Origin of the sequence: Rhodococcus sp. P1Y (assembly GCF_003641205.1) — a bacterium.
Classification (GTDB): domain Bacteria; phylum Actinomycetota; class Actinomycetes; order Mycobacteriales; family Mycobacteriaceae; genus Rhodococcoides.
Genome location: NZ_CP032762.1, coordinates 1,106,596 through 1,121,948 on the forward strand (window position 1 = coordinate 1,106,596; position 15,353 = coordinate 1,121,948).

General features: G+C 64.1%; 14 protein-coding genes. 9 read left to right on the forward strand and 5 right to left on the reverse strand.

Annotation, left to right across the window (positions count from 1 at the left end):
• Positions 1–30 precede the first annotated feature (30 nt).
• On the forward strand, positions 31–1,350 hold the full coding sequence (locus D8W71_RS05235; protein WP_121111602.1) for an ABC transporter substrate-binding protein: 1,320 nt from the start codon (positions 31–33) through the stop codon (positions 1,348–1,350).
• The gene (locus D8W71_RS05240; protein WP_121111605.1) at positions 1,350–2,423 is read left to right on the forward strand and encodes an ABC transporter ATP-binding protein; all 1,074 of its coding nucleotides are present in this window, start codon (positions 1,350–1,352) and stop codon (positions 2,421–2,423) included. Before D8W71_RS05235 ends, D8W71_RS05240 begins: the two co-directional genes overlap by 1 nt.
• Here D8W71_RS05240 and D8W71_RS05245 read toward each other — a convergent pair.
• Positions 2,404–3,711, reverse strand: a complete 1,308-nt coding sequence (locus tag D8W71_RS05245) for a cytochrome P450 (RefSeq protein WP_121111607.1) — start codon at positions 3,709–3,711, stop codon at positions 2,404–2,406. The genes D8W71_RS05240 and D8W71_RS05245 overlap by 20 nt on opposite strands.
• A gap of 115 nt (positions 3,712–3,826) precedes the next feature.
• Positions 3,827–5,806 carry a M13 family metallopeptidase gene (locus D8W71_RS05250; protein ID WP_442972018.1) on the reverse strand — a complete coding sequence of 660 codons (1,980 nt, stop codon included), beginning with the start codon at positions 5,804–5,806 and terminating at the stop codon, positions 3,827–3,829.
• 46 nt (positions 5,807–5,852) lie between these two features.
• On the opposite strand from D8W71_RS05250, the gene D8W71_RS05255 reads away from it, so the two are divergent.
• Genes D8W71_RS05255 through D8W71_RS05265 form a run of 3 tightly spaced genes read left to right on the forward strand, consistent with a single transcriptional unit; the run spans position 5,853 to position 8,961 of the window.
• The gene (locus D8W71_RS05255) at positions 5,853–6,482 is read left to right on the forward strand and encodes a TetR/AcrR family transcriptional regulator (protein WP_121118612.1); all 630 of its coding nucleotides are present in this window, start codon (positions 5,853–5,855) and stop codon (positions 6,480–6,482) included.
• Positions 6,483–6,517: 35 nt separating this feature from the next.
• Complete coding sequence (locus tag D8W71_RS05260) at positions 6,518–7,390, forward strand: ABC transporter ATP-binding protein (protein ID WP_121118614.1); 873 nt, start codon at positions 6,518–6,520, stop codon at positions 7,388–7,390.
• A complete protein-coding gene (locus D8W71_RS05265; RefSeq protein WP_121111611.1) occupies positions 7,387–8,961 on the forward strand; it encodes an ABC transporter permease in 1,575 nt (524 codons plus the stop codon). Before D8W71_RS05260 ends, D8W71_RS05265 begins: the two co-directional genes overlap by 4 nt.
• Positions 8,962–9,027: 66 nt before the next feature.
• On the opposite strand, the gene D8W71_RS05270 is transcribed toward D8W71_RS05265, so the two are convergent.
• Complete coding sequence (locus D8W71_RS05270; protein WP_153275312.1) at positions 9,028–9,567, reverse strand: DUF4190 domain-containing protein; 540 nt, start codon at positions 9,565–9,567, stop codon at positions 9,028–9,030.
• Positions 9,568–9,670: 103 nt separating this feature from the next.
• The gene (locus D8W71_RS05275) at positions 9,671–10,447 is read right to left on the reverse strand and encodes a pirin family protein (protein ID WP_121111614.1); all 777 of its coding nucleotides are present in this window, start codon (positions 10,445–10,447) and stop codon (positions 9,671–9,673) included.
• Between the two features lie 175 nt (positions 10,448–10,622).
• On the opposite strand from D8W71_RS05275, the gene D8W71_RS05280 reads away from it, so the two are divergent.
• Positions 10,623–12,005: a maltokinase N-terminal cap-like domain-containing protein gene (locus D8W71_RS05280; RefSeq protein WP_121111616.1), complete on the forward strand. Its 1,383-nt coding sequence runs from the start codon at positions 10,623–10,625 to the stop codon at positions 12,003–12,005.
• A gap of 123 nt (positions 12,006–12,128) precedes the next feature.
• On the opposite strand, the gene D8W71_RS05285 is transcribed toward D8W71_RS05280, so the two are convergent.
• Complete coding sequence (locus D8W71_RS05285; protein ID WP_121111618.1) at positions 12,129–13,073, reverse strand: pirin family protein; 945 nt, start codon at positions 13,071–13,073, stop codon at positions 12,129–12,131.
• A gap of 88 nt (positions 13,074–13,161) precedes the next feature.
• Here D8W71_RS05285 and D8W71_RS05290 point away from each other — a divergent pair, with 88 nt between their 5' ends.
• From D8W71_RS05290 to D8W71_RS05300, 3 genes are read left to right on the forward strand one after another with little or no spacing between them, the layout of a single operon-like run.
• Complete coding sequence (locus D8W71_RS05290) at positions 13,162–13,758, forward strand: MSMEG_1061 family FMN-dependent PPOX-type flavoprotein (protein ID WP_121111620.1); 597 nt, start codon at positions 13,162–13,164, stop codon at positions 13,756–13,758.
• A 23-nt stretch (positions 13,759–13,781) separates the two neighbouring features.
• Complete coding sequence (locus D8W71_RS05295) at positions 13,782–14,261, forward strand: hypothetical protein (RefSeq protein WP_121118616.1); 480 nt, start codon at positions 13,782–13,784, stop codon at positions 14,259–14,261.
• A 49-nt stretch (positions 14,262–14,310) separates the two neighbouring features.
• Positions 14,311–15,348, forward strand: a complete 1,038-nt coding sequence (locus D8W71_RS05300; RefSeq protein ID WP_121111622.1) for a hypothetical protein — start codon at positions 14,311–14,313, stop codon at positions 15,346–15,348.
• Positions 15,349–15,353: the final 5 nt, after the last annotated feature.

Genomic DNA, 15,353 nt, shown 5'->3' on the forward strand with positions numbered 1-15,353 from the left:
CGCTCTACCCCTCCAGGAGAAAGAACACTCATGGCCAACATCAATCGTCGCGGGTTCCTCACATTGACCGGCGCCGCCGCCGCAGCTGCAGCCCTAGCTGCCTGCAGCGGTCCCGGTTCGAGCTCCTCGGGTGAGGAAGCAACCGGTGACGCGAACACCATCAACTTCTGGTCGAGTCACCCCGGCAAGTCGCAGGCGTACGAGCAGGAATTGATCAACCGATTCAAGGCGGAGAACCCCGACCTGACGGTGAACCTGGTCGACGGCGGAAAGAACTACGAGGAGGTGTCGCAGAAGTTCAACGCGGCACTGTCCGGCAACGACGTTCCCGACGTCGTGCTGCTGTCGGACGTGTGGTGGTTCAACTACGCGCTGACCGGTGCCATCGAGCCGCTGGACGATCACTTCGAGGCCGCCGGTGTCGACCCGGACGACTACGTCGATTCGCTACTGGCGGACTACAACTGGAACGGCAAGCACTGGGCGCTTCCGTACTCGCGTTCGACGCCGCTGTTCTACTACAACAAGGCGGTCTGGGCGCAGGCAGGTCTGCCCGATCGCGGACCGGCCACGTGGCAGGAGTTCGACGAGTGGGGCCCGCGCATCCAGGCCGTCGTCGGTGAGGGCAAGCTTGCACACGGGTGGGGCAATGCCGCCGACTACCTCGGCTGGACGTTCGAGGGCCCGATCTGGACGTTCGGCGGTGCGTACTCCGACGGTTTCGAGCTGAAGTTCGACGACGAGAAGACCATCGCCGCAGGCAAGTTCCTGCAGGACATGATCCACACGAAGAAGTACGCGGCCGTGTCCAACGACATCGCCAACGACTTCGGCGCGGGCATCCTCGCCTCGACCATCGCCTCCACCGGCGACTTGTCCACCATCAAGGAAGGCGCGGCGTTCGAATTCGGCACCGCATTCCTGCCGTCCACCGACGGACAGCCCGGATGCCCGACGGGTGGAGCCGGTCTTGCCATCCCCGCAAAGATCTCCGACGAGCGCAAGGTGAACGCACTGAAGTTCATCGACTTCGTGACCAACGCCGCCAACACCGCGTACTTCACGCAGAACACGGGCTACATGCCGGTGCGCAAGTCGGCACAGCAGGATCCGAGCGAGATCGCGTACCTCGAAGCGAACCCGAACGCGAAGACGGCCGTCGACCAGCTCGCGAAGACGCGCTCGCAGGATTACGCCCGCGTGTTCGTACCCGGCGGCGACAAGATCATCGGCACCGGCCTCGAGCAGATCGCGCTCCAGAATGCCGATGTCGCAACGACCTTCGCCAGCGTGCAGGATCAGCTGCAGCAGATCATCGACCGTCAGATCACGCCGAAGCTGCCGGCGTAATGGCGGCGGTTCATTACTCCCAAGTCTCGCATCGCTACCCGGGTGCCGACACGCTCGCCGTCGACTCGTTGGAACTCGATATCGCCGACGGTGAATTCATCGTCCTCGTCGGCCCGTCGGGATGCGGAAAGTCCACGAGCCTGCGGATGCTCGCCGGTCTCGAGTCCGTCGAGAGCGGGCACATCGACATCGGCGGCGTCGATGTAACCTCGCTCGCGCCGCGCGAGCGGGACGTCGCGATGGTGTTCCAGAACTATGCGCTGTACCCCAACATGACCGTCGGGGACAACATGGGCTTCGCCCTGCGCAATGCAGGTATGAGCAAGGCCGACACGGCAGTTCGGGTTCTCGAAGCCGCGAAGATGCTCGAGCTGGAACCTTTGCTGAATCGTAAGCCGGGTAAGTTGTCCGGCGGGCAGCGTCAGCGGGTGGCGATGGGACGCGCTATCGTCCGGCAGCCCAAGGTGTTCTGCATGGACGAGCCGCTGTCGAATCTCGATGCCAAGCTGCGGGTGTCGACGAGAGCTCAGATCGCTGGTCTGCAGAAGCGATTGGGCACGACGACGGTGTACGTCACGCACGACCAGGTCGAGGCGATGACGATGGGAGACCGTGTCGCGGTTCTGAAAGCGGGCAAGTTGCAGCAGATCGCGTCGCCGCGGGAACTGTACGACAATCCGGTCAACACCTTCGTCGCCGGCTTCATCGGTTCTCCCGGAATGAATCTCGTCGATGCCCCGGTGGTGGACGGTGCCGCGGTGATCGGGGACGTACGGATTCCTGCTCCTACCCAGGAGGCTCGCGTGACGGTGGGGATCAGGCCTGAAGGTTGGAACTTGGTCGGTGCAGCGAGCGGATCCGTTGCTGTCGTGGTCGAACTGATCGAGGAGCTCGGCGCGGAGTCGTTCCTGTACGCAGCACCGCCTCCCGAGTCGGACTGGACGACGACGTCCGGCCGCCTCACGGTCCGCGTGGACCGCAAGTTGGCCATCGGCCTCGCCGAGACGGTTCACCTGGTCCCGAAGCTCGACGAGGTGTTCTTCTTCTCGGCGACTACCGGTGAGCGGCTGTAGCGGGCTCTCCCAGATCCACCGGTAGGGACGCCCAGCCGTGCAGGACTCGGGTGTCGCGGCGGATTCCCTCGCCTGCGGACTGCAGGTGAGGGAATCGGTCGAACAGTGTCTTCAAGCCGACTTCGGTCTCCGCCTTGGCAAGTGCGGCGCCGAGGCAATAGTGACGTCCGCCCGAGAACGACAGGTGCTTGTTCGCGTTGGTCCGCGTCACGTCGAAGCGATAGGGGTCGTCGAAGACCTTGGGATCGCGATTGGCGCCGGCGAGGATCAAGATGATCAGATCGCCACCTGCGACCGGAACTCCCTCGATGGTGACGTCGTGCTTGGCCAACCGGGCGGTGAGCTGAACGGGGGACTCGAGCCTGAGCATCTCGTCGACTGCAGTCACCCAGTGCGACGGATCGTCCTGCAGAAGCGTGAGCTGATCGGGATTGTCGAGCAGCAGCCGAATGCCGCTGCCCAGTAGATTGACCGTCGTCTCGAAACCGGCCGCGAGGACCAACCCAGCCGTCGCCCGCAGCTCTTCGTCGGTCAGTCCGACGCCGTCGTCCTCGGCCTTGATGAGCTGGCTCATCAAATCGTCACCCGGGTTGCGACGAAGCTCGGCGAGGTGACCGGCAAGCCAGGCGTCGAACTGCTCCAGTCCGTCCTCGACCTGGTTGAACTGCTCCCACGAGAGCCCGATGTCGAGGCTCGGTGCCGCCATCTCACCGAATTCCAATACCTTCTGGCGTTCCTCGTCGGGGACGCCGAGGATGGTGCTGATGACAGCGACCGGCAACTGCGCGCAGTACTTGTCGACGATGTCGACCCTGCGCTCGCTGGCTACGAGTTCGTCGAGCAGGCTGTCGGCCTTTTCCTGCACCATTTCCCGCATCTTGGCAACGGCGCGTGGGGTGAACACGGACGAGACGAGCTTGCGATAACGCGTGTGCTCGGGTGGTTCGACAGACAGCAGGGACGGCGGCTTCAGCGGGTGCAGGGCCTTGGAGCGGGTTCGGTTTTCGATCCAACGCAGCGGTTTCGGCAAGGTCGCGCCGATCTCGGTGACACGAAGGTCGTCGGACCGCAGCAACTCGTGCACGAGCTGATGATCGACGGTGATGTTGGAGATCCTGGTCTTGACCAGCGGGCCCGATGCGCGAATCTTCTCGAAGACCTGCCGAGGATCAGCACGGGTTGCCGGGTCGGCAACCAGCATGGCCTGCAGATCTCCCGCCTTCGCGGCCTTCTGCGCGCCGTATCGCACCACCCCGTGCGCGGCAATCCATCTAATTCTCTTTTTCATACGGCCCCACCCCTTTCGTTGCCCGACGGCTCCGCCGCCGGTAATGCAGCGGATCCGCCGCCAGTGGCACGGTTAGGGCCCCTGGAGGGAACCCAACCGTGCCACTGGGAGCCGCCTACCAGATCCGGACGCGCTCGCCCGGGTCCAAGTAGAGCGCATCTCCCGGCTTCACATCGAACGCTTCGTGAAAACTGTCCAGATTGCGTACGACGCCATTGCAGCGGAACTCCGGTGGCGAGTGCGGATCGACCGCAAGCCTGCGGATTGCTTCCTCATCGCGTGCCTTGGTTCGCCATACCTGTGACCAGCCGAAGAACACGCGCTGCAGACCGGTCAGCCCGTCGAGCACCGGCGCGTCCTTGCCTTCCAACGCGATCTTGTACGCGGCGACGGCGATGGACAAGCCGCCGAGGTCGCCGATGTTCTCGCCGATCGTGAACTTGCCGTTCACCTTGTGGCCGGGGAGTGCTTTCGGCTCGAACTGGTCGTACTGGTCGATGAGCGCTGTGGTGCGCTTACCGAACTCGGTGCGGTCGGAGTCGGTCCACCAGTCGATCATGTTGCCGTCGCCGTCGTATTTTGCACCCTGGTCGTCGAAGCCGTGTCCGATCTCGTGGCCGATGACGGCGCCGATTCCGCCGTAGTTGGCTGCGTCGTCGGCATCGGCGTCGAAGAACGGCGGCTGCAGAATGGCTGCGGGAAAGACGATTTCGTTGAGTCCAGGGTTGTAGTACGCATTGACCGTCTGAGGAGTCATGAACCATTCGTCACGGTCCACCGGCCCACCGAGCTTGTCGAGATCCCGCTGGTACTCGGCGATGTAACCACGACGGTAGTTTCCGACGAGATCGCTCGCGTCGATTTCGATCGCGTCGTAGTCCCGCCACCGATCCGGGTACCCGATCTTCGGGGTGAACTTGTCCAGCTTGTCGAGCGCCTTCTGCCGGGTCTCCGGGCTCATCCATTCCAGGTCGGCGATGTTGCGCCGGTAGGCCTCGGTCAGATTGGCCACGAGGACCTGCATCCGCGCCTTGGCATCGGCTGGGAAATGCCGCTCCACGTAGAGCTTTCCGACGGCTTCGCCCAGCAGATCCTGCACCAGCGAGACCCCGCGCTTCCAGCGCTCGCGGTTTTCCTCGGTGCCGCTCAGTGTTTTTCCGTAGAACGCGAAGTTCTCGTCGACGATCGCTGCGGTCAGGTACGGCGCGCGTCCGTGCATGACGCGCCACGCGAGCCACGCCTTCCAGTCCTCGATGTCCTCGGATACCCACAGGCCGGTGAACGTCGAGAGGAACGGAGGCTGCCGGACGACGATCTCGGCGAACTGTTCGGTGGTGCCACCGAGTCCGGAAATCCATGCAGTCCAATTGAAGCCCGGCTCACCCGCGACGAGGGCGTCGAACCCGACGAGGTTGTAGCTCTTCTCGGCATCTCGACGCGCGACGACGTCCCAATGCCCGGCGGCGAGTTTCTTCTCCAAATCGAACACACGCTGCGCGTCGTACGACAGGCCGGCGAGGGAGAACATCCGACCGATGTGCGCGACGTAGGCCTCGCGAATCTCGGCGTAGTTGTCCTCGCGGTAGTAGGACTCGTCGGGCAGGCCGATGCCGGACTGCGAGAAATGCACGAGGTAGCGGGACGAATCCTTGGCGTCGGTGTCCACGTAGTGCCCGATTGCGCCGCCGACTCCCGAGCGCTGAAGAGAGCCGAGCACCTCGGCCAGGGTGACGAGGTCACCTGCATCGGCGACGGCAGCCAACTCGTCGGCGATGGGCGTCAGGCCTGCTTCTTCGACGGCGTCTGCGTCGAGAAAGCTCGAGTACAGGTCGCCGATCTTCTGCGCAGCGGTCCCGACGGGTGGGTTCGAGGCTGCTGACTCTTGAATGATCGTGCGGACGTCTTCTTCGGCTGTGTCGTAGAGCGTCCGAAATGCTCCGTCGACTGCGCGATCGGCAGGAATGGCGTAGTCGTCGAGCCATTTGCCGTTGACGTGCACGAACAGATCGTCCTGTGCGCGCGTGCTGTCGTCCGTGAAGCTCAGGTCGATGCCCGAGTTCACCCGTGAAGAATCAACCGTAGTCATGCATTCCATCTTTACACTCTTGCGTGAGATTGAACGGGTGTTTAGTATCCTGTACATGCGTTCAACTGCTGACGACGATCGGACGACGCGAGCACGCATTCTCGATACCGCGATCGCTGTGTTCGGGCGAGACGGTTTCGGTGTGGGGGTCCGCACGATCGCCACGGCCGCCGCGGTGTCACCCGGCTTGCTCAACCATCATTTCGGCTCCAAGGACGGACTTCGCGAGGAATGCGACAGGCGAGTCCTCGCCGTCGTCCACGACAGCAAGTCGGCGGCCCTGTCCTCATCACCTGGCGGTGTCATCGAGCAACTCGCCAAGGTGGATCACTACGCGCCTATCGTGGCGTACATCGTGCGCAGTTTCGCCGCGGGAGGGCGACTCGCGACCGAGATGTTCGAGCACATGGTCGATGACACCGTGGACTACCTCGACGAGGGTGTCGCCGGTGGACGAATCAAACCCAGCCGAGATCCGCGGGCCCGTGCCCGGTTCCTCACGCGCCAGAGCGTCGGCGGTTTGCTGCTTTACCTACAGATGCAACCAGAAGGCACGGACTTCGCGTCGGCCTTCCACGACATGGCCGCCGAGATCACGCTCCCCGCACTCGAGCTCTACACCGAGGGGCTTCTGACAGCTGACGACACCCTGACTACGTACCTCCGACACCGGGAGAACACGTGAGACCATCCATAGATCCCGTCCGCCGCAGTGCCGGCATCGCTCCGGCAATAGAAGTCAGCGGTCTCGTCAAGACGTTCGGCAAGGTTCACGCCCTCGACGGCCTGAACCTGAACGTCGACGCCGGGGAAGTCCACGGTTTCCTCGGTCCGAACGGTTCGGGTAAGTCGACGACGATTCGCATTCTGCTCGGCCTGATTCGGGCCACCTCGGGCGAGGTCAGGTTGCTCGGCGGCGATCCGTGGACCGATTCCGTCGCGTTGCACCGACGCCTCGCCTACGTCCCAGGCGACGTGACGCTGTGGCCGTCGCTCACCGGCGGCGAGGTCATCGACCTGCTCGCGCGCATGCGCGGCGGAATCGACGAGGCGAGGAGGGCGGAACTCGTAGAGAGGTTCGGGCTCGATCCGCGGAAGAAGACACGGACCTACTCGAAGGGAAACCGTCAGAAAGTCGCGTTGATCTCGGCGTTCTCGTCCAACGCGGAACTGCTTCTGCTCGACGAGCCGACCTCCGGGCTCGATCCGCTGATGGAGCAGCTGTTCGCCGAATGTGTCACCGACGCCGCGGCGCGCGGGACGACCGTGCTGCTGTCCTCGCACATTCTCTCCGAGGTGGAGAAACTCTGCGAGCGGGTGACGATCATTCGTGACGGCCGGACGGTCGACTCGGGATCGCTGAAGGACATGCGTCACCTCACGCACACAACGGTCACCGCCGTCGTCGATCGTCTGCCGCACGACTTGCCGGGGGAAACCACGATCGACGGCAATCAGGTGACGTGCCGCGTCTCGACGTCCGAACTGCCCGAGCTCATGAGGGACTTGGCTGCACTGGGGATCACGAGCTTGACGAGTTCTCCGCCCACACTCGAAGACCTTTTCCTGAAGTACTACGCGAGCCCGTCATGACGGGTACCTGGCGCCTGTTGGGGTTGTATGCCCGCAGGGATCGGATCGTTCTGCCGCTGTGGGTGTTCTCGATCGGGCTTGTGCCTCTTGTCTACGCGGTCAGTTTCCGAGGCCTGTATCCGACGACGGCCGATCGTCAGGCGTTCTACGAGGCGACCGCACACACCCCCGCAGAACTGGCGATGGTCGGTCCTATTTTCGGTGATGATCTCGGTGCCCTCGTGACCTGGCGTGCGGGGATTCTGCTCGCGATCGCGCCGCTCGCTGCACTGCTGACCGTAATCAGACACACGCGGGCGGAGGAGGATGCCGGACGAACCGAGCTGATGGGATCGACGGCCGTCGGGCACCACGCGGCACTGCTCGCGGCGCTCGGCCTGGCGACAGGCGGCGTGGCAGGGGCCGCACTCGTCGCAACGTCGGCATTGCTGCTCACCGGGTTCGCGGTCGCCGGGAGCATCGCCTTCGGCCTGGGGATCTTTGCCGTAGGGGCGGTATTCGCCGGGGTCGGGGCGGCCGCGGCACAGATCGGATCGGGTGCGCGCATGGCGCGCGGGTACGCGCTCGCCGTCCTGGCGGCAGCCTTCGTGCTCAGAGCAGTCGGCGACGCAGGGTCGGGGTCCGTGTCGTGGCTTTCACCCATCAGCTGGTCGGCGCAGCTGCGGCCTTTCGCCGACGAGCGATGGTGGGTTCTCTTGCTGCCTGCGGTGACCGCGGGAGCAACCGTCGTACTCGCATTTCTGTTGTCTGCGCGGCGGGATCTCGGATCGGGTCTCGTCGCTGAGCGTGAAGGGCCTGCGCGGGCGTCGGAGGCGCTCAGTGGTGTCCTGGGGTTGGCATGGCGTCAGCACCGGGGAGTGCTTCTTGCGTGGACCGTCGGGCTCGGTCTCGTCGCACTGGTTCTCGGTAGCGCAGCAAGCAGTGTCGGAGGGCAGCTCGGCGACAGTGCAGCGATCGCCGATGCGCTCTCCACATTCGGAGGCGGCACGATCGTGCAGTCGTTCCTGGCCACCGCCATCAGCATCCTTGGAATCGGTGCGACTGCATACGCGATCTCGGCAGCGCTGCGAGCGCATACGGAAGAACAGGCCTGGTTGGCCGAGACGATCCTGGCGGGAAGCGTCGGGCGTGGTCGATGGCTCGCGAGCCACCTGGTCTTCGCTTTTATCGGACCCGCCGTGGCGATGCTCGCAGTAGGCCTCGCCGCCGGCATTCCGTACGGTCTCGCCGTCGGCGATCTTGCGTCGAATCTGTGGGCTGTGCTCGAAGGCGCACTGGTCCAACTGCCCGCAGTGTGGGTACTCGCGGGGTGTGCGGTGCTGCTGTTCGGACTGGTACCGAGGTACTCGAATGCGGTCTGGGTGCTGCTGATCGGATTCGTGATGCTCGGCCAGATCGGCGCTGTGATCGGGCTTCCACAGATATGGCTCGACCTGTCGCCGTTCACCCATCTACCGCGTCTACCAGGCGATTCGGTGTCCGTTGCGCCGATTCTCTGGCTGCTCGCGGCCGCTGCGTCGGCATCGCTGATCGGATGGCGGGCATTTCTGGTCCGGGACCTCCGAGCATAGGACGCTCCAGTGGCATGACTGTGTACCTCGGAGGGCACTCAGCCATGCCACTGGAGCGACGAACACTTACCGCGTAGGTTCGACCGTCACGCCGTAGCGATCCTCGATGTTGTTCTGGAACTGGTCCTCACACTGCGCGCGCGCAGATTCGCTGTTTCCGGCGTCGGAGATGCAGTCCACGTAGTCTTTGCCGCCGATGCTGTTGAACAGACCGACGCCGAACACGACGAGCGCGATCGACAGCAGGAGTCCGATGATGCCCAGGACGATCGACACTATTGCCGCGGTGCCGTTGGTCGCGAGGCCCTTCTTGACTCTCGAACGGGCGAGGAAGCCCAGGATGATCGCGGCCAATCCGAGGATGACGCCGCCCACGATGGTCCACGACGTCAGGATGGCCAGGATGGCAAGTACGAGCGCCACGATCCCGAGCGTGTTCTTCGGGGCGGCAGGCGGGTACTGGCCCGGCTGCTGATACCCGCCCGGCGGGTAGTTCCCCGGCGGGTAGTTACCGGGCGGCTGGTTGCCGGGTGGTGGTGGGTAATTTCCGGGCGGTGGGTAGTCGCCCGATGGTGGGTAGTTCCCGGGTGGTGGCTGGTCGGACATGGTGTTCGATTCCCCCTCTTTCGCTTCCACGAGTGCTGGATGAGAGTAGCGCCGCACAGGCGGTCGGTGACGGATTCTCCACCAGGTTGTTACCTACCCGGAGTCACTGCCCGAGCCGTGAGTGCATCTCCCAGATGAGGACCTCGGCATGTTCGAACGACTGAATGCGTTGTCCACCGGACGAACTGAGCCGAACAGCGTCACCCTCGTACAGCTCGCCCACTTCTTCCATCTGCACAGTTCCCTGAGCGACGAAAACATGGAGAAACGGCGCTTCCGGCACGGTGATCGGGCGGCCCGGTTGCAGCCGAGCGACGTGGAGGGCAGCTGATTTCTGGTTGATGCGAATAGCGGACTCACCGTCATGCTTCTTCATGCCCGATGCGACCGGAACCAGTCCACCGCGGAGCAATTCGTCCTCGATCTCGACTTGTTCGTAGCCGGGGTCGATGCCGGGTGTGTCCGGCACGACCCACATCTGTACGAACCGGACGGGCACCTGATGGGCGTCGCCGGTGAGGCGCCACGAGTCGTTCTTCTCCGAGTGCATGATGCCCTTGCCTGCGCTCATCCGCTGGGCGAGGCCGGGGTAGATGACACCCGAGTGGCCGATCGAATCCTGGTGGACGAGCGAGCCCTTCGTCACCCACGTGACGATTTCCATGTCTCGGTGTGGATGGGTTTCGAAACCCTGACCGGGAGAGACGATGTCGTCGTTGTTGACCAGCAGAAGCCCATGGTGGGTGTTGTCCGGATCGTAGTGCTGGCCGAACGAGAACGAGTGTTTCGAATCCAGCCACGCCACACGGGTTTTCAGTCGATCGCCGGCCCGGTGGATGTCGATGTGCGGAATCGGAGTGAACGATTGTGGAGCGGACATGCAACCACTCTACGAGGCGTGGGTCCAGTGGGGTGTCGACGCGGATAACTTTCGCGCGACGAAAGAGACACGAGTGTGAGGGAGTTCGGAGCGGGTACTCACCGCACAGCAGTGTGGGGAAACAATCACTAAGGTTGCGCAGACCAAGCGAACGCGGAGGCGAGAGAACACACTTATGACCGATTCGACAGCCGTCACCTCAGTTGATCTCGAAACAGCGTTGCTCACATGGATTCCGCAACAGAGATGGTTCGCAGCGAAGGGGTCGGTGGTGGTGACGCTGGACATCGTCGCGCGTGTGCCGCTTTCGTCCGGTTCGAAGGAGGACGTGGATGCCGAGCATCTTCTCGTCGACATCGGACTCGACGAGGTGGGTGGGCCGGTCCAGCGCTACCAAGTTCCGCTCGGATATCGGCAGAGCGCATCCGAGGACTTGGCCGCATGGCGATTGCCGCTACCCGGGTACGACGTCGTGGTCTACGACGGTCTGCGGGATCCGGCGATCATCGCGCTCTACGGCGAAGCCCTCGCGGCGCACACGTCGGTCGATTCGCTCGATTTCCGTTCCGTCGCCCCGGATTCGATAAGCAGCGGCCTTCAGGGTCGGGTACTGGGCGCCGAGCAGTCCAATACGTCCGTTGTGCTGGGGGAAGTGCTGTTGCTCAAGCTGTTTCGGCGTGTCTCTCCGGGAGTCAATCCGGATATCGAGCTGCACAGGGCGTTGGCGGAGACCGGCTGCGTCAACGTCGCTCCCCTGCGCGGGTGGATCGAGACGAGGTCCGACGGTGAGTTGTCGATGCTCGGGATGGCACAGGACTTCGTCGCGGGCGCCAGCGAAGGGTGGACGACGGCGCTGAAGTCCGTCTCCGATCTCCTCGCCGGATCTCTCGCACCCGAGGACGCCGACCTCGACTTCGCCGAGGAGTCGCGTCTGCTGGGCGCCGCCGTTGCGCACGTGCACGCCGATCTGGCTCGGCAACTCGGAACGTCGGAGCAACCGGTGGTCGCGTCGGCGGAGGCGATCCTGAACCGGGTCGAGGAGGCCGCCCAGGTGGTGCCCGAACTGGCCGCTCATCTACCGGCAGCCCGCGAACTGATCGCTCGGGCGGAAGCTGCGGGCACGACAACCGTGCAGCGCATCCACGGCGACCTTCATCTCGGGCAGGTCCTCCGTACCCCAGCGGGTTGGTTGCTGATCGATTTCGAAGGTGAGCCCGCCAAGTCGCTCGAGGAACGACGCCGCCCGGACAGCGCGCTGCGCGATGTCGCCGGAATGCTCAGGTCCTTCGACTACGCGGCGCGCCACCTGCTGCTCGGGAGTTCCGATGTCACCGAGGAGGCGTCCGAGCGTGCATCACGTTGGGTGGAACGCAACGCCGCCGCATTCTGCGACGGATACGCCTCGGTGACGGGTTCGGACCCGCGCGCCGATGCCGCCCTCCTCGGCGCCTTCGAGCTGGACAAAGCGGTCTACGAGGCGGTCTACGAGGCCCGCAACCGCCCGACCTGGCTGGACATCCCCATGAGGGCCGTGGCGCGGCTTACGCGGCTGGCGTGACGCGGCTGGCGCCGCCGGTGTGACGCGGCTGGCGCCGCCGGTGAGTGCGTAATGACACCGTGACATAATTACCCACTCACGACCTGCACGCCGTGGTCGTGAGTGGGTAATTACGTCGGGCGGTTATCTTCCGCGCACGGGTGCCGGAGGCACCGACCCCAGACGCCCGGCCTGGAAGTCCTCGAACGCCTGGACGACCTCGGCTTTGGTGTTCATGACGAACGGTCCTGCCATCGCGACGGGTTCGCGGATGGGCTTTCCGCCGAGCACGAACACGTCGAGTGCGTCCGTCGCCGACACGTCGATCGTGTCTCCGCGTCCGAGCAGTGCGGTCTGTCCCATGCGGATGGGCCTGCGATCGGGGCCTACGGTTCCCGACCCGGACAGCACGTAGACCAGGGCGTTGAACTCGCGATTCCACGGAAGCGACAGCGCTGCCCCCGGGGCGACGGTGATATGGGTCAACGCAATGGGTGTGTAGGTCGAGCCCGGACCCTGATGGCCTGCGATCTCGCCCGCGATGACACGCACGAGTGCGCCGCCGTCACCACTGGTGAGCAGCGCGACCTTGTTCCCGGTGATGTCCTGGTAGCGAGGCGTCGCCATCTTGTTGCTGCGCGGAAGGTTCACCCACAGCTGGACACCGTGGAACAGTCCGCCCGACACGACCAGGTGCTCCGGCGGAGCTTCGATGTGCAGAAGCCCCGACCCCGCTGTCATCCACTGCGTGTCACCGCCCGTGATGCTGCCACCACCGCCGGCGGAATCCCTGTGGTCCATGATCCCGTCGATCATGTACGTCACCGTCTCGAATCCGCGGTGCGGGTGCCACGGCGTTCCCTTCGGCTCGCCGGGTGCGTAATCCACCTCGCCCATCTGGTCCATGTGAATGAACGGATCGAGCGAAGAAAGGTCGATACCTGCGAACGCCCGACGAACCGGGAATCCCTCACCCTCGAACCCTGTGGGGGCTGTGGTGACGGACTTGACCGGCCGGGCCACCGCGGTGGCGTCAGGGGCGGGGATGCGGGGGAGCGCAAGGATGTTGTCGACCGATACGGCGGGCATGGTGATCTCCTCGTTTTAGTTGACTCTTCAACTACTGTCGAGTGTAACGCCGACGCCGGTGAGGTATTCCCGCCGATACCCTCTAACCATGTCGGAACTTCGTGACGCCGCATTCGGGTCCATCATCGACTCTGCGTCACAGCTGGAGGATCTCGTAGGAGAGCCGTCCGAGCTGGTGCGCACCAAGGTGGGAAACGTGGTGACCCCAGCCGTCCGTGCCTATCTGGACGAGGCCCGCTTCATGCTCTTCGCGACGTCGGACGCCGACGGGAACTGCGATGTAAGCCCGCGGGGTGACGCGCGAGGGGCGTTGCTTCATCTGGACGAGCGGACGTTCGTCATCGGGGATCGACCGGGAAACCGCCGCGTGGACAACTTCCGGAACGTGCTGGCCAACCCACACGTCGGGCTGCTGTTCGTCGTACCGGGCGTCTCACACACGCTGCGCGTCAACGGCCGCGCGACGCTTACCGTCGCGCCCGAGATTCTCGACCGTCTCGAAGGGGCAGAAGCCCGACCGAAGTTGGCGGTCCTCGTCGAGGTCGACCAGATCTTCGCCCACTGCCCAAAGGCTTTTCAGCGGTCCGGCTTGTGGGATGCAGAGCAGTGGGTGGATCCCGAGTCGGTTCCCAGTTCGCGTGACATGACGGCCGAATTGAAGGAAGCCAAGACCGCTACGGTGTGAGTTGCAGCTGGCAAACTGTCAGCGTGCGTCCATTTCTCGATCGCCACGAGCGGGTGTTGACTGCCAACTGGCGACCGCGACGAGGGATTCAGGTGACGTGGTCGGATCTGCCCGACGCATGGCTCGCCGCCCTCCAGCGACTCAGTCACGACCTCCACGTGCGCCAGTACGGCGGCGAGATCGAGCACATCGACTGGGTTGCCGAGTACGACCCCGACGGCGGTGCAGTGTGGCTCCTGAGCGCTGTGACCATTTCGGGTGGAAGGCGAGGCGGGCTTGCGTGTAGTGGGTACGGCGCCTCCGTCGACGACGACGCGGAGAAAGCACTGCTGTCGATGGCCGATCTGGTTCAGACCGAAGTGGCCGAAGTCGGTACCGCGTGGCCGTGGGCTGACGAAGGCGGGTTCATGAATCTTGACCTCGTCGACGGCGTTGCCGTCTGGCGGGACAGAAAAGGTTGCACGACGCGCATCGGGGATCTCACCGCAGAACCACACCGCTGACGACGGGGCTGTCCTGACGCCTTCTCACGACGAACGATAGCGTCGGAGCATGGACATGACGGCGCTCGCTCTCGCGTCACCTCGCGGACGCTTTTTCTTCGCGAATGTCGCCTACAAGTGCAGCACCGACGCACGCGCTGCGGACTACAACCGTCCGCAGACCACCGCTGATGCCCTCGAGGTGATCGAAGGGGTCGACACGAGCGTGATCCCTCAGTTGTCCGAGCTGGATCTGCTCGAAGCGCTGGGATACGCGGCCGACTTCGCGCGGTACTGGCAGCCTCCGGACGAGGACGACGTCAAATTCGCCGACCCGGACGTCAGGGCAGCGCTCCGGCCCATTGCCGCCGCCGTCCTGGCGTCGAAACACACTGCGTGGTGGGGTGACGCTGTTGATGTAAATGGTCAACGCCTTGTTGCACATCCGATGTCACCCGCCGAGTGGCCCGAATCGACTGCGCCCAATCTCCCGACATCCTCCGGTCTCGGCGAGTGGCGCGAACGCGCAGTGGAAACCGAGAGTAGATTTCGGGCTTACCGGACCGCTAACCCCGACAGCAATCTTGCCGGCGAGTGGTGGTCCACTCCGATCTTCAGCAACACCCTCACCGCTACCCGAGCTCGGGACGGTATCGGCGCGTTGGAACTTGTGATGGAAGAAGACTCGGACGGTGGCGGTGAGGCGCGGGTCTGGCCGGTGCAGGTTCGAAATCCTGTGCGTGTGTACGAGATTTCAACACCGTCGGACTGGGCACGATTGGTCGAGAAGTATCCACTCAGCGTGGCGGAGTCGAGGCGATCCGTGTGGTTCGACACCACCGGCGAGTATCGAGACTGGTTCATCCCCGACTGGGCCGCGGTCGCCGAGGACTACGACGCAGCGCATCTGAGTCTGCATGGCTATCTGACGACGCCCGGAATGGCAATTCCGTTGTCGGACAATGTGAGCGCGACGGTGTTGGGTGGGTGGGATCCCGATGCCACGTACTGGCTCGCCCCCGGCGTCATCGACGTCGTTGACGAACCGGAATTCTGGCGTCGGGACGACGAACGTTGGACACGAGCATCGCACGTAGCGGGTGAGTGAGGGGT

Bases quoted from the DNA above. Each gene is read 5' to 3' on its own strand.
- D8W71_RS05235 (WP_121111602.1), top strand. From the start codon at position 31: ATGGCCAACATCAATCGTCGCGGGTTCCTCACATTGACCGGCGCCGCC.
- D8W71_RS05240 (WP_121111605.1), top strand. From the start codon at position 1,350: ATGGCGGCGGTTCATTACTCCCAAGTCTCGCATCGCTACCCGGGTGCC.
- D8W71_RS05245 (WP_121111607.1), bottom strand. From the start codon at position 3,711: ATGAAAAAGAGAATTAGATGGATTGCCGCGCACGGGGTGGTGCGATAC.
- D8W71_RS05250 (WP_442972018.1), bottom strand. From the start codon at position 5,806: ATGGAATGCATGACTACGGTTGATTCTTCACGGGTGAACTCGGGCATC.
- D8W71_RS05255 (WP_121118612.1), top strand. From the start codon at position 5,853: ATGCGTTCAACTGCTGACGACGATCGGACGACGCGAGCACGCATTCTC.
- D8W71_RS05265 (WP_121111611.1), top strand. From the start codon at position 7,387: ATGACGGGTACCTGGCGCCTGTTGGGGTTGTATGCCCGCAGGGATCGG.
- D8W71_RS05270 (WP_153275312.1), bottom strand. From the start codon at position 9,567: ATGTCCGACCAGCCACCACCCGGGAACTACCCACCATCGGGCGACTAC.
- D8W71_RS05275 (WP_121111614.1), bottom strand. From the start codon at position 10,447: ATGTCCGCTCCACAATCGTTCACTCCGATTCCGCACATCGACATCCAC.
- D8W71_RS05280 (WP_121111616.1), top strand. From the start codon at position 10,623: ATGACCGATTCGACAGCCGTCACCTCAGTTGATCTCGAAACAGCGTTG.
- D8W71_RS05285 (WP_121111618.1), bottom strand. From the start codon at position 13,073: ATGCCCGCCGTATCGGTCGACAACATCCTTGCGCTCCCCCGCATCCCC.
- D8W71_RS05290 (WP_121111620.1), top strand. From the start codon at position 13,162: ATGTCGGAACTTCGTGACGCCGCATTCGGGTCCATCATCGACTCTGCG.
- D8W71_RS05300 (WP_121111622.1), top strand. From the start codon at position 14,311: ATGGACATGACGGCGCTCGCTCTCGCGTCACCTCGCGGACGCTTTTTC.